Here is a 26,113-nt window from a genome sequence, read left to right on the forward strand (position 1 = left end):
TCCGAATCGTTCCCCGCGTCGACCACCGGTGATCGCGAAGCCGTCTTCTCCTTCACGATGCTTGTCGTTCATGGCACTTCGGGGCAGGGCCGATGGGAGCCCGGTGGCCGTGCCGTCCAGCCCTTTGCCGGTGACGTCCCGGGGGCCATAGGTCCTCCCCCGCCAGGCCGTTCGGCCCTCGGCCCGGTCACCCGTCGGCTCTCCAGGTCCGTGAACAGGTCGGCCGGCGGTTCGCGCGGATCGGGAGCGGAAGGATCAGCACCGGGCGGACCGGTGGCCGGCGTGGAGGCTGCCTGCTGAATCAACTGCGTTTCTGTCCCGTCGCGTTGGTGGGCACGGGCTCGCTCGCCGTTCCGGGGCCGGGCCGGGCGCCCGTACGGTGGGTGCGGCCTGCGGTGATGGTGGTTCCGGCGCTGCCGTCCAGGACCGCCGTCGCCTCGGACAGCGAACCGATGGCGGCTCGCCGGCCGGTGGCTGCGACGAAACGGTGGCAGGCGGCGGTCTTGGGGCCCATGGAACCGGCCGGAAACCGCATACGGGCCAGGTCGTCCAGGTCGAGGCGGCTCAGCGGGACGGCCTGGGGGGTGCTGAAGTGTGCCATCACGGCGGGCACGTCGGTGAGTACCAGCAGCCGGTCGGCCTGCACGGTGACGGCGAGCAGGGCCGCGGTGAAGTCCTTGTCGACGACGGCCTCGACGCCCTGGAGCCGGCCGGTGCCGTCGTCGACGACCGGGGCTCCGCCGCCGCCACCGCAGATGACCACCGCCCGGCTCTCCAGCAGGTGGGTGATCGAGTCCTGCTCGATGATCCGCTGCGGCTCGGGGGAGGGGACGACCCGCCGCCAGTTGTCGCCGTCGGCGGCGACGCGCCAGCCGTGCAGTTCGGCCAGCCGCCGTGCGTTCGGGTGGTCGTAGACGGGGCCGACGAACTTCGCCGGCTCGGCGAAGGCCGGGTCGTGCGCGTCGACCAGCGTCTGGGTGACGATGCTCAGGACCGGCTTCGCCACTCCGGCGTTGCGCAGGCACTGGGCCAGCCAGTAGCCGATCATCCCCTGAGTCTGCGCGACGAGCGCGTCCAGCGGGTAGGGGCGGGTCAGTGCAGGGTCGTTCTCGCTCTCCAGGGCGAGCATGCCGACCTGCGGGCCGTTCCCATGGCAGACGATCAGCTCATGGTCGGCGGCCAGCGGGGCGAGTGCCTCGGCGGCGGCGCGGACGTGCTCGATCTGGATGACGGCGTCGGGCTTCTCGCCGCGTCGCAGGAGTGCGTTGCCGCCGAGCGCGGCCACGATGCGCATATCAGCGGCTCAGTCGCCGAGGGCGGCGACGAGGACCGCTTTGATGGTGTGCAGCCGGTTCTCGGCCTGGTCGAAGACGATCGAGCGGGGGGATTCGAAGACGTCGTCGGTGACCTCCGCGCCGCTGAGGCCGTACAAGTCGTGCAGGCGCTCACCGAGCTGGGTGCTGCGGTCGTGGACGGCGGGGAGACAGTGCAGGAACCTCGTGTCGGGCTTGCCGGAGGCGTGCAGGACCTTCTCGGTGACCCGGTAGGGCAGGAGCAGGTCGACGCGGGCGCCCCACTGTTCGTCGGACTCGCCCATGCTGACCCATACGTCGGTGTAGACGAAGTCGGCGCCCGCCACGCCCTGTTCGACGTCGTCGGTGACCAGCACACGGGCGCCGCTGGTGGTGGCGAGGCGGTGGGCGGCGGCGATGACATCCTCGGGGGGCCACAGTCCACGGGGCGCGGCGATGCGTACGTCCATGCCGAGCAGGGCGCCGGTGACCAGCAGAGAGCGGGCGACGTTGTTGCGGCCGTCGCCCAGGAAGCAGTAGGCGGTCTGCTCCAGCGGGCCGGAGTGGTGCTCGGTCATGGTGAGGACGTCGGCCAGCATCTGGGTGGGGTGCCAGGTGTCGGTGAGGCCGTTCCACACCGGCACCCCGGCGTGGTCGGCGAGCTGTTCCACGGTGTCCTGGGCGAATCCCCGGAACTCGATGCCGTCGAACATCCGGCCAAGGACGCGGGCGGTGTCGCGGATCGACTCCTCGCGGCCGATGTGGGAGCCGTCCGGCCCCAGGTAGGTGACGTGGGCGCCCTGGTCGTGGGCGGCGACCTCGAACGCGCAGCGGGTGCGGGTGGAACTTTTCTCGAAGACCAGCGCGATGTTCCGGCCCGTCAGCAGACGGCGTTCGGTGCCGTAGGCCTTGTCCTGCTTGAGCTGTGCGGCCCGGGTGATGAGTGCCAGGAACTGCGCCTTGTCCAGGTCGAGTTCCTTGAGCAGGGAGCCCGGGTGGCGGGCGGTGGCGGTGAGTGGAGCGGTCATGGGAGCAGTCCTCAGGAGTGGTGTGGGCGAGGTGATGATGAGGCGTCAGGTGCCGTCGCGCCGAGTGGGGCAGGTCATGCACCGCGCGCCGCCCCGGCCGCGGCCCAGCTCGTTGCCCGGGATGCTGATGACCTCGATGCCGTTCTCGCGCAGCATGGTGTTGGTGACGGTGTTGCGCTCGTAGCCGACGACGACGCCGGGGGCGACGGTGAGGAAGTTGTTGGCGTCGTCCCATTGCTCGCGCTCGGCCGCCCTGGCGTCCTCGTCCGCGGACAGGATCCGGAGTTTGTCCAGGCCCAGGGCGTCCGCGATGGTGGCGAACAGGTCGTCGCGGTGCTCGACGTGCAGACCTCCGGTGTCGTGCTCGACGACCTCCGCCGGGTCGGCGGGGACTATCACCCAGGTCCGCATGGCCTTCGGGTCAAGGTAGGGGTAGCGGACGAAGGTGTCGGTGTCGATCATGGTCAGGACGGTGTCCAGGTGCATGAACGCGTGCGACTTCGGCAGTTGTACGGCGATCACCGTGGTGGCCTGGTGGCTGCGGAACAGCTCTCGGGCCAGGATCTCCACACCCATCGGGGTGGTCCGCTCTCCCATCCCGATCAGTACGACGCCCCGGCCCAGGACGTGGATGTCCCCGCCCTCCAGGGTTGCGGGCTGGTGTCCGGTGTCATCGCCGCCGTAGTAGACGGAGAACGCGGCGCCGGCGAACAGCGGGTGGTACCCGTACACGGCCCTGGTGTGCAGGGATTCGCGCCGCCGGGCGGCCTTGGCCATCGGGTTGATCGTGACGCCGCCGTAGATCCAGGCCGAATTGTCCCGCTGGAAAAGGGTGTTGGGCAGTGGTGCCAGTACGAAGTCGTCAGGGCCGAGGGCCTGCCAGCGCAGGCTGCGCACCCGCAGCGGGGAAAGATCCGTACGGGTCACCCCGCCGATGAGCAGCTCCGCCAGCATCGCCGGATCGGCCTCGTCGGCGAGCGCGCGCAGCGGTCCGGCCAGGGTGGGCCCGACCTGTTCCGGGGTGCAGACGCGGTCGAGTACGAAGGCCCGCGCCTCGGGGAGCGCCAGGGTTTCGGCGAGCAGGGCGTCGAAGTGGTGGACGGTGACGTCACGTTCGCGGAGCACCTCGGTGAACGCGTCGTGTTCCTCGCGGGCCTTCGCGGCCCACATCACGTCGTCGAAGAGCAGTTCGTGGCAGTTGGCAGGGGTCAGGCGGCTGAGCTCCAGCCCGGGGTGGTGGACGACGGCTTCGCGTAGCCGGCCGACTTCGGAGTGCACTCCGAGCGTGCGGGTCACAGTGGTCTCCTTGGCAGAGCGGACGGTTGCGGTGGCGGGGCGGCTCATGACGGGAACCCTCCGGTGCCGGGCCGGTCGGCCGGCACCGCGAGGGCGGCCGGGGCGTCGTAGGGCACGACCGGGCTCTCGCCGTACTCGCCGCGCCCCGACTTCAGCCAGATGTAGACGGGCAGGCCCAGGAGCAGGCAGAACGTGCCGTAGTAGACGGCCTGGTAGCCGCTGCCGGCCAGCGACCAGAACGAGAAGACCAGCGCCACGCCGGACACTCCGCAGTCGCGGACCAGGTGCCGCCACCGGGTCTGCCGGCCTCGGGTCAGCAGCCAGTACAGCTGTGCCCCGGCGCTGAACAGATACGGGATGACCGCGGTGACCACGGACAGCAGCACCAGGGTGGTGAAGACGTTCTCGAAGCGGGTGTAACTGACGGCGGTCAGGACGGAGGCGAGCAACGTCGAGCTGACGATGCCGAACGCGGGCACCCCGCGGCGGGTGCGGGCGAACGCTGCAGGAAAGAGCCGGTCCTTGGCGGCGGCCATCGGCATCTCGGCGACGATCAGGGTCCAGCCGATCAGTGCGCCGAGACCGGAGACGATCGCGGCGACCGCCACGGTCTGGCCGGCCCACCGGCCGCCGAAGATGGCGTCGGCCGAGTCGGTGAACGGGGCGGATGATTTCCGCAGGGCGGCGTTGGACACGGTACCGAAGACGGTGAGCGTGCCGAGGATGTAGACCACCGCGCAACCGAGGGTGCCGAGCACCGTCGCGCGGCCGACGTTGCGCTGCGGATCGCGCACCCTGCCCGCGGCCACAGACGCCGTCTCGATGCCGATGTAGCTGAACAGCGCGATCGCGGCGGCGGCGGAGATCGCCGAACCGGCTGACGTGCCACCGGCGTTGAAGGGGCCGAAGTTGTGGGCCCTGATGAAGAGCAGGCCGACGGTGGCCATGAACAGCAACGGGGCGAATTTCAGCACGGTCGTCACGTTCTGGGTGACCGCCATGTTCCGCACGCCGGACAGGTTGATGGCCGCCGGGATCCACAGGCCGGCCATCGCGATCACGATGGACCAGGACTTGGCGTGTCCGTTGTTCCAGAACACCTCCACATACCCGACCCAGGCCACGACGATGGCGGCGTTGCCCGCCCAGGCCGTGATCCAGTACGACCAGGCGTTGAGGAAGCCGCCGAAGTCCCCGAAGGCGTCCCTGGCGTACACGTACGGGCCGCCCGAGCCCGGCACCCGCTTGGACAACGCGCCGAACGTGAACGCCAGGGCCAGCGCGCCGATGGTGACCAGCACGAACGCGACCAGACTGATCGGGCCGTACGGCGCCAGCGCGGAGGGCAGCGCGAACACCCCGGTGCCGATCACCGAGCCGATGACCAGCGCGGTGGCGGTCGGCAGACCGAACCGCCCCTTCGGCGAAGCGTTGTCAGAGGACGAGTCCGCAGACTGGTCCGGAGACTGGGCCTGCGGTACCGGAGGCGCGCCGGACGCCTCGTCGTTCACCTGGGCGCTCATAGGAGGTCTTTCTCGCTTCTGCTCATGTGCAAGGCGGGCGGACGAGGACGAGGCTGTTTCAGGTCAGGCCGTGGCGGTGGGGAGCCGGCCCTGCGGCGAGTGGCCGGAGTCGCCGTCGCAGGGGGTGAACAGCACCCACAGCCCTGAACGGAGGCGGGCTGCGACGGAGCGCTCGGGGAGGCCGAGCGTTTGGGAGACGGTCGCGCAGGAGCGGTCTCCGACGAGGTGGAGCGCGAGCTCGATGCGGTCGAGTGGAGAGGAGGCGCTGTCGGGACAGCGGTCCCTGGTGACGGGCAGGTGTGCGCGAGTGGCCCGTGTCGGGGACGGAGCGGGGAGGGCAGCGGGGTATTCGCCCGGGCCGGGGGCCGCGGGAGGGTCGACGGGGTCGGTGAGCACCTCGGCCAGGGCGGCGTCGACAACACCGGGGGTGTCCGTCATGAGGGTGGACAGGGCGTGGATGGCCGTCAGGTGACGGTCGCACCAGGCGACGACCGAGCGTCGGCGGGTGAGGAGCCGTTCGACCTGGTGGTGGTGTCGGCGGGGTGCCGCGCCGGCGGCCCGGGTCCTGCCCGGTGTGGTCACCACGGCCGGCTCCGTGCAACGGTCCCGAGGCCCGGGTGCGTCGGCCGAGGCTTCCCGGGAGGTCCCATATGCGGCACCGGATCGTGGGCGGGTTCGCCTGCCCCGGTGATCAGGGCTCGGTCGTCAGCGCCGTGCCAATGGGCTGGCAGCACCTGGGAGGTGGGCATGGTGCTCCGTCCGGAAGGGGTCGGCACGGCGCCGTGGAGCGAGACAGGAGGTCCCTGTCTTCGCGAGGGGAAGACTGGAGAAACGGTCCTTCCTGATGCCCCAGGACAAGCTCATGGACTCCGGGCGCAGCGCCACGGGTCGGTGAATGCGGCCGTACGGCAGAAGAGTTCGGGATCGAGCCGGCAGCCGCGGGGGAGGCATCGGCGGCCGTGCGGAGGACGGCCGCCCTGGTGCATCCGTGTCAACTGGCAGTAAGCGCCGGGGTCCAGGACGTCTGATCACCAGGCTAGCCCCATTCAGCCCAGGCACAAGGGCCCACCACCCTGCGTCGGCATGCCGGTGAGGCTGATCAGACGGCCACGGTTGCCCCGTTCAGTTCCGGGTCCGGGCTGGTCGTGGTGCGGGCGGCGGGCGGCGTCGTCGCGTTGCCTGCTGCCGCCGTCTCGCGGGCGAGGAAGGAGCCGAGTTCGCCGATGGTGCTCATGAGGGGGGCGGGGAAGACGACGGTGGTGTTCTTGTCGACGCCGATCTCCACCATGCTCTGGAGGTTGCGGAGTTGGAGGGCCAGGGGGTGGTCCATCATGATGTCCGACGCGTCTCCGAGGGCCGCTGCGGCCAGGGACTCGCCTTCGGCGTTGATGATCTTCGCTCGCTTCTCCCGCTCGGCCTCGGCCTGGCGGGCCATGGCGCGCTTCATGCTCTCGGGCAGCTGGATGTCCTTGAGTTCGACCAGGGTGACCTCCACGCCCCACTCGACGGTGGCGACGTCGAGGATCTCGCGGATGTCCAGGTTGATGCGGTCGGTCTCCGAGAGCGTCTCGTCGAGGGTGTGCTGGCCGACGACCTTGCGCAGTGTCGTCTGGGCGATCTGGTTGATCGCCGCGTTGACGTTCTCGATCGCGATGACCGACTTCACGGCGTCCACGACGCGGAATACGCCACGGCCGACACGTCGACGCTGACGTTGTCGCGCGTGATGATGCCCTGCGACTGAATGGGCATCGTGACGATCCGAAGTGAGACCCGGTGCAGGACATCGACGAACGGAATGATGAACCGCAGACCGGGAGAGCGAGGCCCAACCAGTCTGCCGAAGCGGAACAGCACGCCCTGCTCGAACTGCTTGACGACCTTGATAGCCATGGCGATCGCCAGGACGACCAGCAGGGCCACTATGACGATCGGGAAGATGAGTGCTGCCATGGTGCTGCTCCTCAGATAGGGCACGAGACTGTTTGTCCTTCTCGCTCCAGCCGGAACGAGAAGGACACGGAAGCTGGACCGGGCTCGTGCACCAGAAGGAGCGAATGGCCCGCAGTGGCGGGCCTGGCCGGGTTCCGCAGTTCTTGCCGTGTTCCGAGCATGGCTCGCTGCCTGCGGCGCGGGCAGGGGCCAACCGGTCCCCAATCGCGTTCGCCTCGGCCTGGCTACAGGTGGGCCATACGGAGAGGGCCATACGGCCCTGGAGGTAGGGCCGGACGGCCAGTTACGGGTTCGGCGAGGGTGCGTAGCGTGAAGCTGTCCGTCCGGTGTCCCAGTGACGGCCGGCACATATGCGTCCGCACCTCCATCGAAATCCGGGGGCGAGACTGCGCTGCCCGCCGCGCAAGCCGGCTCTGTTCGTAACACCGGCAGGAGAACGACATGGCCCAGTACACCGATGCGAAGCCCCGGCCCGTCGTCGTGGGGGTCGACGGCTCGACCTGCTCACAGACGGCACTGAGGTGGGGACTGGCGCAGGCCAAGTTGACCGGCAGCCCCATCGAGGCGGTCGCCGCCTGGCAGTACCCCGAGGTGTACGGATACGGCTACGGCTGGGTCCCGTCGATGCCCGAAGGAGCCGAGTTCGAGAAGACCGCCGAACGAGCCCTGCAGGAAACCGTGGCCACGGTGCGCGACCAGCTGGACCACCCCGCCGAGGTGGCGATCCGCGTGGTCGAAGGCCATCCCGTACAGGTATTGACGGACGCAGGCCGCAACGCACAGCTTCTGGTCCTGGGCAGCCGGGGCCACGGCACCTTCAGCGGTATCCTCCTCGGCTCGGTCAGCCAGCACTGCGTGCAGCATGCACCCTGCCCCGTCGTCGTCATCCCCCAACCGTGACCCACGCGAGGGGAAGCCGGCCGGGCAGGGACACCACCCGACCACTCGTGGCGTGATGGCCCTGACAGGCAACGGCTTCAAGGCGCATCCGCGCCATCTCAGGCATGATCCTTCCCGGGGAGGGCCCCTCATGAGCCGGTCATCAGACACCGACGAGAGAGAAGCCCACCCGCCCGGTGAGCCCGACAAGGCCGAGCAGGCCGACGAGCGGCGGCCACCGGCGGAACTCTTCCGCGACCTGCGCACCTCCCCCTCGGGCCTCACCAGCCGGGAGGCGACCCGCAGACAACTGGTCTACGGCCCGAACGTGCTGACCCGATCCGGCGGCAGGCGCTGGCCCGGCGAGCTGCTCTCCCAGTTCACCCAGCCACTGGCGATCCTCTTGGCCCTTGCCGCCGTCCTGGCCTGGGCCGGAGGAACACCGGCCCTCTCGGTCGCCGTTGTGGCCGTGATCCTCCTGAACGCCGGGTTCGCCTTCGTCCAGGAGATGCAGGCCGAGCGGGCCGTGGAGGCGTTGGCCGCGTTCCTGCCGCCCACCGCCAGGGTCGTACGCGACGAGGTGCGGTGCGAGATCGCGGCCAGGGACCTCGTGCCCGGAGACATCCTCATCGTCTCCGAGGGCGACCGGGTCTGTGCCGACGCGCGGATCATCGAGGGCACCCTCACGCTGGACCTGTCCTCACTGACCGGCGAATCCCTTCCGGTGACCCGCTCGCCACAGCCGTCCGACGAGACCGGCTCCCTGCTGGAGGCACACGAACTCGTCTTCAGCGGCACCACGTGCAGCGGCGGCGAGGCAGAAGCGGTCGTGACCCGGACGGGCATGCACACCGAACTGGGCCGCATCGCCGCGTTGTCCCAACGCGTACACACGGAACGCAGCCCTCTGGAGAAACAGGTGCGGCGGGCCACCTGGATCATCGCCGTCGTCGCTGTCGCGATCGGCGCGGCCTTCCTGCCGGTCGGGGTCGCCGCCGGGCTGGGCTGGAGCGCGGCCATCAGCTTCTCCATCGGACTGATCGTCGCCAACGTCCCCGAAGGGCTGCTGCCGACCATCACCCTGGCCCTTGCCGCGGGAGTCCGGGAACTCGCGGCCGGCGGAGCCGTCGTCAAACGCCTCTCGGGAGTCGAGACCCTGGGATCGACGACCGTGATCTGCACGGACAAGACCGGCACCCTCACCGAGAACAGGATGCGGGTGACCCGGCTGTGGCTGGCGGGCGGCGAGATGGACGCGGACCGGACCGTTCACGAGCCTCAGGCGGCACTCCTCGCAGCGAGCGCCGCCGCCTGCACCACCGCGGAGGCACCCACACCAGCACAGCCCCAGGGCAGCGGCGATCCCACCGAACTCGCGATCCTCCGCCTGGCCGAGGACCTCGGCGTCGCCATCGAGCCCTCCCAGCGCAAGGCCGCCCGCCGCACGATCTTCCCCTTCGACGCTCACCTGAAGCGCATGTCCACCGTGAACGACGAAGCAGGCGCCACCACGGTCCACACCAACGGCGCCCCCGAAGCCGTCCTGCCCTGCTGCACCCACCTCCTCGACCCGCAGGGGAAGAGGGTCGAACTGGACGCCGCCCTGCGCGGAGAGCTGAGCACCACCATCGACGGCTACGCGGCTTCCGGACTGCGGGTGCTCGCCATCGCCCACCATGTTCTGGACGACGGGGAGAAGCCGCCGGCGGAGCGGTCGGCAGCGGAATCCGACCTGACCCTGATCGGCCTGGTCGCCATGGCAGACCCGGCACGTGACGGCGTCGCCGACGCCGTCAGGGACGCACACCAGGCCGGAATCCGTATCCACGTCATCACCGGCGACTACGGACTCACCGCCGCGGAAATCGCCCGCCAGGTCGGCATCGGCCACGTCGGCAGCCCGGTCCTCGCAGGCGACGTACTGGACCGGATGGGCGACAAGGACCTCGACGAACTGCTCTCGCGACGCCAGGAGATCGTCTTCGCCCGCACCTCACCAGAGGCCAAACTGCGTATCTGCGAAGCCTTGCGAGCGCAGGGCGAGGTGGTGGCGATGACCGGAGACGGCGTCAACGACGCCCCCGCACTGCGCCACGCCGACATCGGCGTCGCCATGGGCAAATCGGGAACAGACGTGGCCCGTGAAGCAGCCACCATGGTGCTCACCGACGACAACTTCGCCACCATCGTCTCAGCGGTCGACGCAGGACGACGCGTCTTCGACAACGTCCGCAAGTTCGTGCTCTACATCTTCGCCCACGCGGTGCCCGAGGTCGTCCCCTTCCTCGTCTTCGCACTCTCCGGGGGCCACATCCCGCTGCCACTGACGGTCCTGCAGATCCTGGCGATCGACCTCGGCACCGAAACACTCCCCGCGCTCGCACTCGGACGCGAGCCCGCCGAGCCCGGACTCATGTCCCGCCCGCCTCGATCACGCAAGACGGGAGTCATCGACCGGGCCCTCCTCTTCCGCGCATGGGCGTTCCTGGGAACCATCTCCGCGGCCCTGGTCATGGGCGGCTTCCTCTTCACCCTCTGGCACGCCGGCTGGCACCCAGGAGATCCCACAGGCAGCGGCACCCCCCTGCACCAGGCATATCTGGAAGCGACGACCATCACGTTCGTCGGCATCGTCGCCTGCCAGATCGGCACCGCGTTCGCCGCCCGCACCGACCGCGCCTCCCTGTTCACAGTCGGCATCTGGACCAACCGCCTGCTCCTGTGGGGCATCGCCTTCGAGCTGGCCTTCACCGCGGCAGTCGTGTACGCGCCGCCCCTTCAGCACATCTTCGGCACGGCGGCCCTCAGCCCGGCTCAGATGGCGGTCATAGCCCCGTTCCCGCTGATCGTCTGGGGAGCCGACGAAGCCCTCCGCTGGGCCCGCCGCCACCACGACGCAACAAGGGACACGACGCCCAATACGCCCGTGACCTCACGCCTCGTAGAGGGGCGTGAGGCAGAACGGACAGGGTGAGCAGCGGTCTCAGCAAATGTCGAACTCGCGTCGGCCATGCCCGACCCGGAAGTCACCGACGGCCTGTTCTCCTCACCCGCGTCGATCGTCTTCGACCAGGCGACCAGGCAACCAGGCGGAGAACCAGCTGCACACCATCAAGGCCGTACTCGTCGCCACCCTGGAGAACTGAGCCATGCGCATCGTCATCGCCCTCCGCGGCAACGCCCTGCTGCACCGCGGCGAGCACCCCGACACGGTGGTCCAGGAGGCGAACATCGACCGGGTGACCACCGTATCGCCGCCCTCACCCATGATCACGAGATCGTCATCACCCACGGCAACGGCCCCCAGATCGGCCTGCTCGCCGTGGAGAGCGCGGCCGACCCCGCTCTGAGCGCCCCCTACCCGCTGGACCTGCTCGGCGCCCAGACCCAGGGCATGATCGGCTCCCTGCTGGTCCGCACCCTGCACGACGCCCTGCCCGGCCGCCGGATCGCCGCGCTGGTCACCCATACCCTCGTCCGGGCCGACGACCCGGCCTTCGGGCACCCCACGAAGTTCGTCGGCCAGGTGTATCCCCACGCCATCGCGTCCGCGCCCGCCCGCGAACGTGGCCGGCACATCGCCGCCGACACCACCGGCAGGCGTCGCGTCGTCCCCTCCCCGGCACCCGAACGGATCCTGGAGGCGGAGACCATCCACGAACTGGTGAGCAGCGGCACGCTCGTTCTGCGCCGGCGGAGGAGGCGTCCCCGTCACCGCCGACCCCGGCACCGGCGCGCTCACCGGGGCGGAGGCCGTCGTCGACAAGGACCTCACGGCGGCGCTGCTCGCCGGGGACCTGAAGGCAGACTTCCTGCTCATCCTCACCGATGTGCCCTGCGTCTACACCGGCTACGGGACTCCCGACCAGCGGCCCGTCCTCGGCGCCACCCCCGCCGGCCTGCGCCGGGGCGACTTCCCCGAGGACTCGACGGGTCCCAAGGCCGAAGCCGCCGCCCTGTTCGTCGAACGGACCGGGTCACCGGCCGCGACCGGTGCCCTGGACGCGGCGTACGAGATCGTCCACGGCAGGTCGGGCACGCTCGTCCGCCCGGACCTGCCCGCCGTGTGACGGTCGCCGGCCGGAGGGCCGTCCGGCCCTGGCAGCAGGGGGCCGGACGGCCGGGCCCCACGCCCCTGTCCGGCCCTCCCGACGACCAGCGCGTCGCACGAGCATGGAGTCAGGGAGACATCCCAGTGCCGAGCAGGGGAGAGAACCGGCGATGACAGCGACAGCGGGAACGCGCGCATCCGAGGCATGGCACGGCTTCGTCGGCGCCCCGTGGCGCGACCGCGTCGACGTGCGCGCCTTCATCCAGGCCAACTACACGCCGTACGACGGTGACGCGTCCTTCCTGACCGGCGCCACCGATCGCACGCGAACGGTGTGGGAGACGGTCAGCGCCCTGTTCCCGGAGGAGCGGCGCCGGGGCATCCTCGACGTCGACACCGCCACTCCCTCCACGATCACCTCGCACGCGCCCGGATACATCGACCGCGAACGGGAGTTGATCGTCGGCCTGCAGACCGATGCCCCGCTGAAGCGCGCGATCATGCCGAACGGCGGTCTGCGGATGGTCGAGAACAGCCTGAAGGCGTACGGGTACGAGCCCGACCCCTTCGTCTCCCGCGTCTTCGGGACCTACCGCAAGACCCACAACGACGGTGTCTTCGACGCGTACACCCCCGAGATGCGGGCCGCCCGCAAGGCCGGGATCATCACCGGCCTGCCCGACGCCTACGGCCGGGGCCGGATCATCGGCGACTACCGGCGCGTCGCGCTGTACGGCACCGCCTTCCTCGCGCACGCCAAGCGTGCCGAGCGCGCTCTGCTCGACGCCGGGCCGTCGACGGCGGACACCATCCGGGACCGTGAGGAACTCGCCGAGCAGATGCGGGCGTTGGGCGAGCTGACGCGGATGGCGGCCACGTACGGCTGCGACGTCTCCCGCCCTGCCGTCACCGCGCACGAGGCCGTGCAGTGGCTGTACCTCGGCTACCTGGCCGCGGTGAAGGAGCAGAACGGCGCCGCGATGTCGCTCGGCCGCACCTCCACCTTCCTGGACGTCTACCTCCAGCGGGACCTGGACGAGGGGACCATCGACGAGACCCGCGCCCAGGAACTGATCGACGACTTCGTGATCAAGCTGCGGATCGTACGGTTCCTGCGCACTCCCGAGTACGACGCGCTGTTCTCCGGCGACCCGACCTGGGTGACGGAGTCGATCGGGGGCATGAGCGCGGACGGGCGGACCCTGGTCACCCGTACCTCCTTCCGTTTCCTGCAGACCCTCCACAACCTCGGCCCGGCACCCGAACCGAACCTGACGGTCCTGTGGTCGCCACAACTTCCGTCTTCCTTCAAGGAGTTCTGCGCCCAGGTGTCGATCGACACCAGCGCCGTCCAGTACGAGTCCGACGAGCTGATGCGGTCCCGTACCGGTGACGACACCGCGATCGCCTGCTGTGTGTCGGCGATGGCGGTCGGGAAGCAGATGCAGTTCTTCGGGGCGCGGGTCAACGTGGCCAAGGCGCTGCTGTACGCGGTCAACGGCGGCCGGGACGAGATGACCGGCGAACAGGTCGCGTCCCCGACGCCTCCGCTGACCGGGGAGTACCTGGACTACGACGAACTGTCCGCGGCGTACGACCGTGTCCTGGACTGGCTGGCGCGGACGTACGTCGACGCGCTGAACGTCATCCACTACATGCACGACAAGTACGCCTACGAGCGCGTCGAGATGGCGCTGCACGACCACCCTGTGCACCGTTTCATGGCCTGCGGCATCGCAGGTCTGTCGGTCGCCGCGGACAGCCTGTCCGCCGTCAGGTACGCGCGGGTGAAGGTGTTCCGGGACGCCACCGGCCTGGCCGTCGACTTCCGTACAGAGGGCGAGTTCCCGGCGTACGGCAACAACGACGACCGCGCGGACAGCATCGCCGTCGGCCTGGTGGAGTCATTCATGGCGAAGGTGCGCGAGCACCCCGCCTACCGGGACGCCGAGCACACCCAGTCGGTGCTGACGATCACCTCGAACGTCGTCTACGGCAAGCACACCGGGCACACCCCCGACGGGCGCCGGGCCGGACAGCCCTTCGCGCCCGGCGCCAACCCGATGAACGGCCGTGACCGGCACGGGGTCGCCGCCTCCGCGCTCTCGGTCGCCAAACTCCCGTACGAGCAGGCCCGCGACGGCATCTCACTGACGACGACCATCACCCCGGAGGGCCTCGGCCACTGCCCCGAGGAACGCGCCGGCCACCTGGTCGGCATCCTCGACGCCTACATCGCCGCCGGCGGCTTCCACATGAACGTGAACGTCCTCGACCGCGCCACGCTGGAGGACGCCATGGAACACCCGGCGAACTACCCGAACCTGACCATCCGCGTCTCCGGTTACGCCGTCAACTTCGTCCGCCTGACCCGGGAGCAGCAGCTCGACGTGATCAGCCGTACCTTCCACGGATCGCTGTGAGCACGATGACGACGACCGGCCGGATCCACTCCTGGGACCTGTCCACCGGCGTGGACGGCCCCGGGACCCGGTTCGTCCTCTTCGTCTCCGGCTGCCCGCTGCGCTGCCTGTACTGCGCCAACCCCGACACCTGGCACATGCGGGACGGGCGGGAGGCCACTGCCGACGAGGTGATGGCGGAGATCGAGAAGTACCGCGCCTTCATCACCACAGCCGGCGGCGGCGTGACCCTCACGGGAGGCGAGCCGCTGCTGCAGTCCGCCTTCACCGGCGAGGTCCTGCGCCGCTGCAAGGAGGCGGGACTGCACACCGCCCTCGACACCTCGGGCTTCCTCGGCGCCCGCGCCTCCGACGAACTCCTCGCCGACACCGACCTGGTGCTCCTGGACATCAAGTCCTTCGACATCACGACCTACCGCCACCTGACGGGCGGCGAACTCGCGCCCACCCTGAACTTCGCCACCCGTCTCGACCGGCTCGGCGTCCGGATGTGGATCAGATACGTCCTGGTACCGGGCTGGACGGACGACGCGGAGTCCGTGGCGGGTCTGGCCGACTTCGTGGCGGGTCTCGGCTCGGTCGACCGCGTGGACGTGCTGCCGTTCCACAAGCTGGGCGCCGCCAAGTACGAGGCCCTCGGCGTTCCGTTCTCGCTGCGCGACACTCCCGTCCCCACCTCCGAACTGGTCGAACGTGTCCGTGAACAGTTCCGGGCGCATGGCCTGCCGGCCTACTGAGCGCGGCACCAGGCACAGCAAGCACAGCAGGCAGTCCGACCGTGGCAGTGAGGGTGGCCACCGGTGGCCGCAGGGTGGCGTAGCGCATGTCGACGAACCCGTTCACCGACTACCACCTCCTCAACGCCGTCGCCCTGATCGCGCCGGCCGCCGTCTCCGCCGGCGACTCCCTCGGCCTCGGCAGGCTCTGGGTGAAGCTCCCGCTGGTCCACCGCAGCCGCCGGCCGCGGTGACCACGGGAGGGGCCGCGGGCTCGTCGGTGGGCCCGCCGCGCCGAACACGTGCCAGGGCCGTTCGGTCGCCCGGCAGGGACCTGCGGCCCCTGCCGGGCCACTCGTCCGAGGACGAAGCTCTCGTCAGGACCCCCGATCCGGAAGGTGGGCATCATGCCCCGCACCGTCACCGTCGGCCTCGACGGTTCAGCCGAGAGCCGTGCGGCGGCCGAGTGGGCCGCCCGCGAGGCACAGCTGCTCGGCCTGCCGCTGAAGCTGGTCCAGGTCTGGGAGCCGGTGCCGGCGCCCATGGCGCAGGCACCGCTGCTCGGCGCCGAGACGCATCAGTACTGGACCGAGAGGATTCCCCGCGAGACGAGCGAAGGGATCCGGCTACGCCATCCCGGCCTCGACGTGACCGGCGAACAGCTGTCCGGCCCGCCCGCCGACGTACTGGTGAGCGCCATGAAGGACGCGGAGCTGCTCGTTCTCGGCTCGCGCGCGCTGGGCGGGATCGGCGGGTTCATGGTCGGCTCGGTCGGGCTGTCCGTCGTGGCACATGCCGACCGGCCGGTCGTGTTCGTCCGCGCCGGGGAACAGGCCGCCGACGAACACGAGATGGACCCGGTCGGCATTCCGTCCGCGGCGACTCCGTTCCGGCCCGTCGTCCTCGGCCTCGACACCGAGAACCCCGACGACGAACTGATCGGCTTCGCGTTCGCCGCCGCCGCCCGCCGCGGCACCTCCCTTCGTGTCGTGCACGGCTGGAACCCGCCCGCCTACTACGCCTACGGCCCGTCCGCCGACCTCGAACTGCACGGGGCCCTGGCGCTGAGCGAATCCACCGCCCTCACCGAGGTGCTGCGCCCGTGGACCGAGAAGTTCCCGGAGGCCGAGGTCACCGAGGAGTGCCATTACGGCAGTCCCGGCAACCACCTCGTCGACGCCTCCCACAGGGCCTCCCTGATCGTCGTCGGCCGTCGTCGCCGCCGCAGCACGCTCGGCGCCCACATCGGCTCCGTCACCCACGCCGTCCTGCACCACTCCACCGCCCCCGTCGCCGTCGTTTCCCACGGCTGACCCATCCCAAGGAGCAGCAATCATGAAGGCAGCGGTTGTCCGAGCCTTCGGCGAACCCCTGGTCATCGAGGACCGCCCCGACCCCGAGCCCGGCCCCGGCCAGGTCCGCGTGCGCGTCGAGGCGTCCGGGCTGTGCCACACCGACATCCATGCCGCCCACGGCGACTGGCCGCTCAAGCCGGCCCCGCCCTTCGTCCCCGGCCACGAAGGCGTCGGACTCGTCGAGAAGCTCGGCGACGGCGTCACCCACCTCTCCGTCGGGCAGCGAGTGGCCGTGCCGTGGCTCGGCTGGGCCTGCGGCCGGTGCGAGCACTGCCTGTCCGGCTGGGAGACGCTGTGCGAGCAGCAGATCAACACCGGCTACGGCTGCGACGGCGGGCACGCCGAGAAGATGCTGGCCTGGGCGGACTTCGCCCAGCCGGTGCCCGATGGTGTGAACGCCGTGGACGCCGCCCCGCTGGCCTGCGCCGGGGTGACCACGTACAAGGCGCTCAAGGTCGCCGGTGTGCGGCCCGCGCAGCTCGTCGCGATCTCCGGGATCGGCGGGCTCGGCCACCTGGCGGTGCAGTACGCGAAGATCGCCGGGGCGACCGTCGCCGCGATCGACGTCACCGACGAGAAACTCGAACTGGCCGCCGAACTCGGCGCGGACCTTGTCATCGACGCCCGCAAGGACGACGTCGGCCAGGTCCTCAAGCAGCACGGCGGAGCGCATGCCGCGATCGCGCTGGCCGTGAACGAGGCCGCGTTCACGGCCGTCAACTCGGGCCTGCGGCGCGGCGGGAAGCTCGTCATGGTGGCGCTGCCCGCGCATGGCACGATCCAGGTCCCGATCTTCGACACCGTGCTGAACGGCACCTCGGTGATCGGCTCGATCGTCGGCACCCGGCAGGACCTCGCCGAGGTCTTCCAACTGCACGCCTCCGGCCGCACCAAGGTCATCTGTGAGACCCGGCCGCTGGCCTCCGTCAACGAGTCCATCGACGAGGTGCTGCGCGGCGAGGTCAGGGCCCGGATCGTCTTCGACCTCGGTACAGGAAGGTGAGGACGATGGACCTCCCGATCGTCGTCGGAGTCGACGGATCCGAGCCGAGCCTGCGGGCCGTCGACTGGGCGGCCGACGAGGCCGTACTGCGCGGGCTGCCGCTGCGGGTGGTGTACGCGTCGCTGTGGGAGCGGTACGAGGGCACCTCGCTCGCCGAGGACGTCGGCAAGCCGTCCGAGCAGGTGCTGGCCGAGGACATCGTGGAGACCGCCGCCGGGCGCGCTCGCCGGCGTCAGCCCGACCTGAAGGTCTCCACCGACGTGCTGCCCGAGGAACCCGAGTACGCGCTGGTACGGAAGAGCCGCAGCGCCACGCTGCTGGTGACAGGCAGCCGTGGCCGCAGCGGCCTCGCCGAGGCGCTGCTGGGCTCCGTGAGCCTGACCGTGGCCGGCCACGCGCAGTGCCCGATGATCGTAATACGCGGCAACCACGACACCCAGGCCCGGACCGGAACGCACGGCCGCGTCGTCGTGGGCGTCGGAGAGAAACCGGCGGGCTCGGCGGCGGTGCGCTTCGCCTTCGAGGAGGCGCGGCGACGCGGGGTGCCGCTGGACGCCGTACGGGCCTGGCGGTGGCCCGCGCACGAGAGCACCGACCATCCTCCCCCGGACTTCGTCCGGGGGGACCCCCAGCTCACCGGAGAACCCGCCCGACTGCACGAGCAGCAGGCGGTGGAGACCCTGGATACGGCGCTCCAGGACGCCCCCGCCAACGTCGCGTCACACCGCCGCACGGTCGAAGGCCACACCCGGACCGTGCTCGTGGACGCCTCACGGGACGCCGACCTCCTGATCATCGGAGCCAAGCGCCGCCCCGGGCACCACGGGCTCCAGCTGGGCCGGGTGACCCACGGAGTACTGCACCACTCCGCCTGCCCGGTCGTCATCGTGCCCGAGCGGGGGTGAGCGCCGGGGCACGGCAGCTTCTCGCACCAGGCCCCCGGCTTCATCGACCAGGTTCTCGACAAGAGCCCTGAGGTCGTCCGCGCCCGCTTGCCGCCGGACACCGACGCCCGCCTGTCCGTCGCCGACCATGTCCTGCGCAGCCGGGACCACGTCGAGTGATCGTGTCCGGCAAACAGCCCTGCTCCGACTGGTTGTCCATGGACCGGGCCCGCGCCCACCGCGCGCGGTGCCGGGATGTGGGAGTGGCCCGGCACGGAGCACGGCACCGATCCGCCCGAGGTCGCGGACTGGGCCTGGAACGCCTGAACCGACCACTCACCAAGAGGAGTTCACCGTCATGACCGTACGCGTCGGCATCAACGGCTTCGGCCGTATCGGCCGCACCTACCTGCGCGCGGCCCTCGACCGCGCCGAGGCGGGCACCCAGGACGTCGAGGTGGTCGCGATCAACGACATCGCCTCACCCGCCACCCTGGCCCATCTGCTGGAGTACGACTCGACGTTCGGCCGCATCGGCCGCGACGTCCAGCACGACGACAGCTCCATCACCGTCGACGGACGACGCATCGCCGTCACCGCCGAACGCGACCCGGCGGCCCTGCGCTGGTCCGACTACGGTGCCGGCATCGTCGTCGAGTCCACCGGCCGGTTCCGCGACCGCGACTCCGCGGCCCTGCACCTCAAGGCCGGAGCCCACACCGTGCTGCTGTCGGCGCCGGGCAAGGGCGTGGACGCCACCATCGTCCTGGGCGTCAACGACGACACGTACGACCGCCACCGCGACCGGATCATCTCCGCCGCCTCCTGCACCACCAACTGCGTCGCACCGATGATGAAGGTGCTCCACGACGCCTTCGGTGTCGAGCGCGGCATGATGACCACCATCCACGCCTACACCAACGACCAGTCCCTGCTCGACGGCCCGCACAAGGACCTGCGCCGCGCCCGCTCGGCCGCAAGGAGCATCATCCCGACCAGCACCGGAGCCGCCCGCGCGGTCGGCCTCGTGGTGCCGGAGCTGGCAGGGGCGCTGGACGGCATCGCCGTCCGTGTCCCCGTCGAGGACGGCTCGCTCACCGACCTCGCCGTGGTCCTGAACCGTGAGGCGACCGCGGACGAGGTCAACGAGGCGTTCACCGTGGCCGCCGAGGGCTCACTCAACGGCATCCTCCGGGTGTCGAAGGCGCCCATCGTGTCCCGTGACGTCATCGGGGACCCTGCCTCCTGCATCTTCGACCCGGCCCTCACCCAGGCCAACGGCACGCTCGTCAAGGTCTTCGGCTGGTACGACAACGAGTGGGGCTACACCAACCGGCTCCTCGACCTCACGGCGCTGGTGGCGGACGACTGACGCGCTGCCGTTCCTTCCCGCACTGCGCTACGGCCGCACGGTCCTTTCCCCGGCCCGCTGGATACTCGACGGCGACGAGATGCCCGGCGGGGCGGCATCGTGGCCGCAGTGGGACCAGGCCCTGACCGAATGGTGCCGGGACGTCCTGCTGCCCCAGCGGGTGTACCTGGGCGAGGGCGACCAGTGCGTGAGCCTGGACCTGGTGCCATCACACCGGGCGCTGCTGCGCACACACCTGGAACGCGACGGCAAGGCGCTACTCCGTACCGCACCGGCACCAGGGGATCTGGGATGGGCCGGCGGGCGCGCTCACGAGATCGTCATACCCATGGCCGCCGGTCCGGCTGTCGCCCCGGTCAGGTGGCCGGGCCATGTCGTCGGCCGCGAGCACGGCCATCTGCCCGGCTGCGACGGCCGGCTCTACCTCAAGCTCTACGGGCACCCCGACCGCCAAGACCCTCTCCTGACCCGGCATTTGCCGTCCCTCCTCGATGACGTGGGAGAACCGCACTGGTGGTTCGTTCGCTACCGCGATCCCGAGGAGCACCTGCGGGTCCGTCTGGCACTTCCGGCCGACCCGATCGGCGCCACCGGCGAGCGGGTCGGCGCGTGGACCCGGCAGCTTCAACGCGCGGGCCTGATCACCCACGCGAGCTGGGACACCTACTACCCAGAGACCGCGCGCTTCGGGGGCACCGTGGCAATGGAGGCGGCCGAGGAGTTCTTCGCCTCCGACTCGGCCGTCGCCGTGGCCCAACTGACGGCGCAGGCCAGGAAAGGCGGTCCCGACGTGCGCGCCGTGACTGCGGCAAGCCTGGTGGACATCGCTGTCGGCCTGATCGGGAGCGACACAGAGGCGATGCACTGGCTGATCGAGCGCACCCGTACGGACGCGACCGCGCCGCCACGAGCCGTCTACGACCAGGCCGTCGCCCTGGTCAACCCCGCCGCGCGCCGCACCGCCAACACCCAGCTCGACGCAGGCGTCGCCGAGAGCTGGTCAGCGCGGCGCGCCGCGCTGGCCGCATACCGCACCGCGCTGGAGCACACCGGGAGGTTGAGCCCGCCCGAGGCGCTGGCGGACCTGCTGCACCTGCACCACGTCCGGATGAGCGGGCCGGGACTGCCCCAGGAGCGCGCTCACCTGCACCTCGCCAGAGCCGCCGCCCTGAGCTGGACGGCACGAGCAAGGAGGACACAGTGACCACGACAGCCCGCGCCGCGCTGTCGGGCGCCGACCAACTGGCGGACGCACTGGCCGACCCGAACACCGTGTGGCCCGGCGACCGACCCAATGGCGGCCGGGCCTGGTCGCAGTCACTCGCCGGAGGAGCCTCGGGCATCGCCCTGCTGCACATCGAACGCGCCCGGACCGGCCGCGGCGACTGGGACACCGCACACACCTGGCTGGCCACGGCCCTGCACGGCGAGGTCAGCGCAGCGGCCAACGCGAACCTGTACTTCGGCGCTCCCGCCCTCGCGTTCATCACACACCGCGCAGCCAGCGCATCGAGCCGGTACCAGCACGTCCTGAAACGTCTGGACACGGCGACTTTCGCCGTAACCCGGAACCGCCTGGCCGAGGCCCACCAGCGCATCGCCCGCGGCGAGCGGCCCCCCATGGAAGAGTTCGACCTGATCCAGGGCTTGTCCGGACTGGCCGCCTACCACCTGAGCCACCATCCCCACCACGAGATCACCCGGGACACCCTGGCCTACCTGGTGCGCCTGACGGAACCCCTGCCCGATCCGGCCGGACTGCCGCCGTGGTGGATGAACGTCGCACCCACCGGTGCGCCCCACTCCGACCACCCCAGCGGGCACGGGAACTTCGGACTCTCCCACGGCATCGGCTCTGCCCTGTCCGTACTGTCCCTGGCCCTGCTGCGCGACCTGACCGTGCCCGGCACGGTCGACGCGATCAAGCGGATCTGCGTCTGGACCGACCAATGGCGCCAAGGCAACGAAACCGCCCCTTGGTGGCCGGGCCATATCTCGATACAGCAGGCGACCGACAACCACGTTCATTCCGGCCTTCGCCCCCGCCCCTCCTGGTGCTACGGAGTCAGCGGCACCGCCCGCGCCCAGCAGTTGGCCGGCCTCGCTCTCCGAGACCCGGAGCTCCTCGACGGAGCCGCCGGAGCGGCCCTCGCCTTGCACACCCTCGGCACGGGCAGCGCACCCGCACCGCACTGGGACACCTTCCTCGCCCTGGCATGAAAACTCCGGAGACCAGCCTCATGAACTCACCCTCCTGGTGCCAGGCCAACGTCGCGTTCCCGGACTGGGAACGCGCCGAGATCATCGCCCTGGCCCAACTCGTCCCGCTCCTACGCGCAGCAGAGGATGAAGGCGCCCTCACAGCGTGGTTCATCGTCCGCAAGCACCCCTGCTGGCGCGTGCGCTACCTGCCGGCCGCCGCTGACGGGCAAGACCGCATTCGCCAGGGCCTCGACGCGCTGATCGTCGAGGGGTACATCAAAGGGTGGACGGAGATCATCTACGAACCCGAGGTACACGCCTTTGGCGGCGCCGGAGCCATGGCATCCGCGCACCGCCTCTTCCACCGCGACAGCCGTAGCCATCGACTTTCTCCGGAGCGACGCCGGCAGACACCGACGCGAGACGTCCCTGATGCTGTGCAGCCTTATGATGCGCTCCGCTGCACTGGACTGGTATGAGCCGGGGGACGTCTGGGCGCGCGTCGGCGCGCATCGCGCGCTGCCTGAGGAGGCGTTTGAGTTCGGTCTGGCCGAGGCGTTGCAGGTTCCCGGCATGGGAGGAGGCTGCCAGGAGCCGGATGATGCCGGGGTCGCGGATCGGGTGCCAGTCGGGGACGTCGTCGGGGATCGGCGGGTTCGGCCGGCCGGTGATGATGACCCGTATCCCGGCCGGCGGGGCCGTGGGCAGCAGTCCGGCGATGCTGGGCGCATTGTGGTCGAGGGTGTTGCTGCGGTCCTCGTCCAGACCGTCGACGAGCAGCGCCAGCCGCCCGCCCGCGGCCTGGCTGGTGGCGGCGGCCTGGCCGAGCAGGTCCAGCAGGACCGTCTCCCGGGTCGCCTCACCCAGCGTCGTGGTGGGCAGTTCCTGGCCCGTCATCGCACACAACTGCTCGATCAGCACGGTGGCGAACGTGTCCCGGGTGTCCTGCCCGGCCAGCCGGGCCGTAATGGTGTCCAGCGCCCGGGGCAGACTTCGGCGCTTCGGGTTGCAGAACCAGCCCGACCGCGGCCTGGTCGATCCCAACCTGGGTGAGCCGGTGCGCTATCTGTTCCTGTGCAATGGCACCCTGGCCCACCCCGACCACCTGTTCGCCAAACCACTCCGGGACATCTGCGCCGACCTGTCGATCCTCAACGCCGAAGGCAAAGCAGCCAGCCACACGTACCGGTTCCGGCACACCCTGGGCGCCCAACTGGTTGAGAAGGGCTCCGTCCGTTCAGGACCCGCGATTCTTTCGCCGGGAGGTGGGGGCGGTCGGCAGGGGCACCTGCAGGGTGGCAAGCACGGTGGCCGGCTCAGCCAGGCGTTTCAGGACACGCCCCCGGCGATCACCGAGGGCTCGGTCCGCTGAGTGGAACAGAGCGTGACGTGCGGCTCCCGGCCGGTCACGCTTTCGGGACGGCTCTGCGGCATCGGTGAGCTGTACGCGTACGACACGTACGGCACGTACGCGCGTTTGGGGGGAAGAGTTGAAGAGATGGGAATCGAAGACCGCTGGGCGTTTCGCCGCCTTGGCGGGTCCGGTCCTCGCCTGGGGAGGGCCGGGCCGGGCCGGTTACAACCGTGGCCGGCGGGGGCGGGGTGTCGGTGAAAACGCAGGGCAGTGATGATCGAAGACTTCTGCCCCTACTGAAGGTGCCGACTTTCAGGAAGTTCTTCCTCAGCAGGGCCATCTCGCTCATGGGTGACGCGGTGGTGCCCACCGCGCTGGCTCTGAGCCTGGTGGACCGGGGCGGTTCCGCCGTCTGGCTGGGCGGCATGATGGCCGCGGCGATCCTGCCGAAGGTCCTCTTCCTGGCGCTCGGCGGCGTGGCTGCGGACCGGTTGTCCAAGCTGCCGTTGATGATCGCTTCCTCGGTCGTCTGCGGCCTCGCCCAGCTCGGCACGGCCGTCACCTTCATCGACGGCGGATCCTTGTGGTGGGCACTCGGCTGCCAGGCGGTCTTCGGCCTGTCCATGGCTGTCGGCTACCCCGCGACGTTCGGCTACCTCCCGCACTGCGTCGAGTCGATGGACATCGGTGCGGCGAACGCACTGCTGGGAGCGTGGACGGGAATGGCCTCGCTTGTGGGACCGACCGTCACCGCGGTGGCCGTGACCATCGGGCCTCCTGCCGTCGCGCTCGCGGCTGACGGAGCGTCCTTCCTCGTCAGCGCCTTACTGCTGGTGGGCATGGAGCGAGGTGGGCCCAGCGCGAAGCCCGAGGGCGGCACAGCCGCTCTGCTTGACGGCTGGCGTGCTCTGCGCAGCCTGCCGTGGCTGCTGCGTATGACGGTGATCGACAGTCTCATTCTGCTCTTCGTCGCCGCCCCGTTCATGGTGCTCGGCCCAGGCATCGTCGAGGACATCGCCGCGAACGGGTGGGCTGTGTTGTTGATGTCCTTCGCTGTCGGCGAGTTGCTCGGGAGTCTCGTCAGCGGACGGATCCGGCCGCGCCGCCCCATCCTGATCGCCGCGGTCGGGCTGCTGGCGATGGGGCTGCCCCCGCTGCTGCTGGCCGGTGGAGCCGGGATCGTGGCGCTGTGCGTCGCCCAGTTCTTCGCGGGCGTCGGTATCGCCGCGTACGGAGTACTTGTCAGCACCGCCGTCCAGCAGTCCGTCTCCGCAAGGCACCTCTCCCGCGTCGGGGCGATCTCCTCGATCGGCTCCTTTGCCTTCCTGCCCCTCGGATACGTGCTGGCGCCGCTGCTGGCAAGCGCTGTCGGTCCTGAGCCCCTGCTGTGGACCGCGGTGGCGTGGACTGCGATTTCCGTCGGGGCGTTGGCCACGGACCGCGAACTCCGGGAGTTCGGCCCTCAACGCCGGGTCGAGCGGCGGCACGAAACCACTGACAGAGAGCTTCAGGAAGAATTCTGATGTCTGTGACGAGATATTCCTGTGTGGATGGGTGGGCCAGAACCCGGGTGGCCGGAACGGAGCTTCCGGAATTGGAGCGCACCCTTCCATGGCTTCGGGCGGAAGAAGGGAGGATCAGCGCAGAGCAGTACATACTCGGCCTCGCGGGGCGGCGTGGAGAATTCGCGACCTGTTACGTCGTCCCACCCGGCTCCACCCACACGACCTATGCCACTTGGTCCGTTCTCTTCGGTTCCGCCGTCGACTCTCTCATCCGCCGGATTCCCGGCCCCGGGCAAGGCGAGCGGACGCGGGGCCTGGTGACCGCCCTCGCGGCCCAGGTGCCCGTCGCGGACACCGGCACACTGGCCGTGGTCACCCCCGGTTCGACCCGGCCCGGCATCACCGGCGGGACCGGCTCGGCGCGGGCCCTGGCCGAACTCGTGCAGGGTGCCGAGGATCTCGCCGCCGAACGATCGCTGCCGGTGGTCCAGATCGGCAACGTCCGTGACGAGCCCGGATCGGCGCAACTGCACCGGGTGCTGCTCGATCGCGGGTACGCGCCCGTGACAACGGGCGCGGACGCCGTGCTCGACGTCCCCGGCACCGAGCTCGACGCCTACTTCGACGGCTTTCGCTCCAACCGGCGCAAGGTGCTTCGCAAGGAGCGCAACCGGTTCCTCGCCCAACAGCCGCGCGTGGAGGTGCTGGGAGCGGACGGTCTCACCCCCGACCTCGTGGAACTCCAGCTCGACCGGTACCGGCGATACGGCCACCACGCCGATGCCGCCGCCGTACGGGACCGGTTCGCGCGCGCCGCCACCATCCCCGGTCTCAAGATTCTGCGTGCCTACGGCCTCGCCGGACTGCTGGGCTTCGTCGCCTTCTACGAGGACGTTCCGCACCGCCGGATCGTGCCGCGCCTGGGCGCCTTCAACCATGAGGACCGGGGCTGCTACTTCAACCTCGCGTACTACGAGCTCATCGGCCATGCGGCGCGCGGCGGTGGATTCCGCATCCACTACGGGGAGTCCACCTACGAGGCCAAGACGGCGCGCGGTTGCCGGCTCACCCGGCTCGTCACCTACTTCCGTGCCGCCGACCCGCTCCTGCACGAAGCCCTCACCGCGGCCGGGAGGATCCGGTCGAAGCTGGAGGAACAGCAGATCTCGGCCGCTCTCGCCAAACCGGCCTCCTGACCGGCGGATCGCCCGGCACCATCCGGTTCCCGGGCCCCGCCCTGCCTGCCTTCCGAAGAAAGAGATGACCATGATCGCGTC

Annotated in this window: 19 protein-coding genes and 4 pseudogenes; 17 read left to right on the forward strand and 6 right to left on the reverse strand. The window is 70.3% G+C overall.

Annotated elements, in window-relative coordinates; all coding sequences use genetic code 11:
• Nucleotides 1-301: 301 nt before the first annotated feature.
• From RWE79_RS05475 to RWE79_RS05500, 6 genes and pseudogenes are all read right to left on the reverse strand, one after another.
• Complete coding sequence (locus tag RWE79_RS05475) at nt 302-1,294, reverse strand: carbamate kinase (protein ID WP_475938875.1); 993 nt, start codon at nt 1,292-1,294, stop codon at nt 302-304.
• Nucleotides 1,295-1,303: 9 nt separating this feature from the next.
• The gene (gene argF, locus RWE79_RS05480) at nt 1,304-2,320 is read right to left on the reverse strand and encodes an ornithine carbamoyltransferase (RefSeq protein WP_475938876.1); all 1,017 of its coding nucleotides are present in this window, start codon (nt 2,318-2,320) and stop codon (nt 1,304-1,306) included.
• A gap of 45 nt (nt 2,321-2,365) precedes the next feature.
• Complete coding sequence (locus tag RWE79_RS05485) at nt 2,366-3,616, reverse strand: arginine deiminase (protein ID WP_475938877.1); 1,251 nt, start codon at nt 3,614-3,616, stop codon at nt 2,366-2,368.
• 44 nt (nt 3,617-3,660) lie between these two features.
• A complete protein-coding gene (locus RWE79_RS05490; RefSeq protein WP_475938878.1) occupies nt 3,661-5,139 on the reverse strand; it encodes an APC family permease in 1,479 nt (492 codons plus the stop codon).
• Between the two features lie 63 nt (nt 5,140-5,202).
• Nucleotides 5,203-5,724: a hypothetical protein gene (locus RWE79_RS05495; RefSeq protein WP_475938879.1), complete on the reverse strand. Its 522-nt coding sequence runs from the start codon at nt 5,722-5,724 to the stop codon at nt 5,203-5,205.
• A gap of 514 nt (nt 5,725-6,238) precedes the next feature.
• Nucleotides 6,239-7,092, reverse strand: a pseudogene (locus tag RWE79_RS05500) (slipin family protein).
• 441 nt (nt 7,093-7,533) lie between these two features.
• Between RWE79_RS05500 and RWE79_RS05505 the strand changes: the two are divergent.
• From RWE79_RS05505 to RWE79_RS05585, 17 genes and pseudogenes are all read left to right on the forward strand, one after another.
• Nucleotides 7,534-7,992: a universal stress protein gene (locus RWE79_RS05505; RefSeq protein WP_475938880.1), complete on the forward strand. Its 459-nt coding sequence runs from the start codon at nt 7,534-7,536 to the stop codon at nt 7,990-7,992.
• Between the two features lie 130 nt (nt 7,993-8,122).
• Nucleotides 8,123-10,945 carry a cation-translocating P-type ATPase gene (locus RWE79_RS05510; protein WP_475938881.1) on the forward strand — a complete coding sequence of 941 codons (2,823 nt, stop codon included), beginning with the start codon at nt 8,123-8,125 and terminating at the stop codon, nt 10,943-10,945.
• A 175-nt stretch (nt 10,946-11,120) separates the two neighbouring features.
• Nucleotides 11,121-12,041, forward strand: a pseudogene (locus tag RWE79_RS05515) (amino acid kinase family protein).
• Between the two features lie 151 nt (nt 12,042-12,192).
• Nucleotides 12,193-14,445, forward strand: a complete 2,253-nt coding sequence (gene pflB, locus RWE79_RS05520) for a formate C-acetyltransferase (protein WP_475938882.1) — start codon at nt 12,193-12,195, stop codon at nt 14,443-14,445.
• Between the two features lie 5 nt (nt 14,446-14,450).
• Nucleotides 14,451-15,182, forward strand: a complete 732-nt coding sequence (gene pflA, locus RWE79_RS05525; protein WP_475945614.1) for a pyruvate formate-lyase-activating protein — start codon at nt 14,451-14,453, stop codon at nt 15,180-15,182.
• An 86-nt stretch (nt 15,183-15,268) separates the two neighbouring features.
• A pseudogene (locus RWE79_RS05530) lies at nt 15,269-15,415 on the forward strand (hypothetical protein); the annotation flags it as partial.
• A gap of 153 nt (nt 15,416-15,568) precedes the next feature.
• The gene (locus tag RWE79_RS05535) at nt 15,569-16,474 is read left to right on the forward strand and encodes a universal stress protein (protein WP_475938883.1); all 906 of its coding nucleotides are present in this window, start codon (nt 15,569-15,571) and stop codon (nt 16,472-16,474) included.
• Nucleotides 16,475-16,496: 22 nt separating this feature from the next.
• A complete protein-coding gene (locus RWE79_RS05540; RefSeq protein WP_475938884.1) occupies nt 16,497-17,519 on the forward strand; it encodes a zinc-dependent alcohol dehydrogenase in 1,023 nt (340 codons plus the stop codon).
• A 5-nt stretch (nt 17,520-17,524) separates the two neighbouring features.
• Nucleotides 17,525-18,424, forward strand: coding sequence for a universal stress protein (locus tag RWE79_RS05545; protein WP_475938885.1), 900 nt, complete (start codon nt 17,525-17,527; stop codon nt 18,422-18,424).
• Between the two features lie 9 nt (nt 18,425-18,433).
• A pseudogene (locus RWE79_RS05550) lies at nt 18,434-18,706 on the forward strand (phosphoketolase family protein); the annotation flags it as partial.
• A 55-nt stretch (nt 18,707-18,761) separates the two neighbouring features.
• Entirely contained in the window at nt 18,762-19,775 is a 1,014-nt protein-coding gene (gene gap / locus RWE79_RS05555; protein ID WP_475938886.1) for a type I glyceraldehyde-3-phosphate dehydrogenase, read from the forward strand.
• A gap of 22 nt (nt 19,776-19,797) precedes the next feature.
• Nucleotides 19,798-20,979, forward strand: coding sequence for a thiopeptide-type bacteriocin biosynthesis protein (locus RWE79_RS05560; RefSeq protein ID WP_475945616.1), 1,182 nt, complete (start codon nt 19,798-19,800; stop codon nt 20,977-20,979).
• The gene (locus RWE79_RS05565; protein WP_475938887.1) at nt 20,976-21,995 is read left to right on the forward strand and encodes a lanthionine synthetase C family protein; all 1,020 of its coding nucleotides are present in this window, start codon (nt 20,976-20,978) and stop codon (nt 21,993-21,995) included. Before RWE79_RS05560 ends, RWE79_RS05565 begins: the two co-directional genes overlap by 4 nt.
• A gap of 20 nt (nt 21,996-22,015) precedes the next feature.
• Complete coding sequence (locus RWE79_RS05570) at nt 22,016-22,456, forward strand: thiopeptide-type bacteriocin biosynthesis protein (protein WP_475938888.1); 441 nt, start codon at nt 22,016-22,018, stop codon at nt 22,454-22,456.
• Nucleotides 22,457-22,578: 122 nt separating this feature from the next.
• Nucleotides 22,579-23,349 carry a hypothetical protein gene (locus RWE79_RS05575; RefSeq protein ID WP_475938889.1) on the forward strand — a complete coding sequence of 257 codons (771 nt, stop codon included), beginning with the start codon at nt 22,579-22,581 and terminating at the stop codon, nt 23,347-23,349.
• Nucleotides 23,350-23,633: 284 nt separating this feature from the next.
• Nucleotides 23,634-24,854: an MFS transporter gene (locus tag RWE79_RS05580; RefSeq protein WP_475938890.1), complete on the forward strand. Its 1,221-nt coding sequence runs from the start codon at nt 23,634-23,636 to the stop codon at nt 24,852-24,854.
• Between the two features lie 299 nt (nt 24,855-25,153).
• On the forward strand, nt 25,154-26,032 hold the full coding sequence (locus RWE79_RS05585; protein WP_475938891.1) for a hypothetical protein: 879 nt from the start codon (nt 25,154-25,156) through the stop codon (nt 26,030-26,032).
• Nucleotides 26,033-26,113 lie beyond the last annotated feature (81 nt).

The organism is Streptomyces sp. RLA131 (assembly GCF_056270125.1).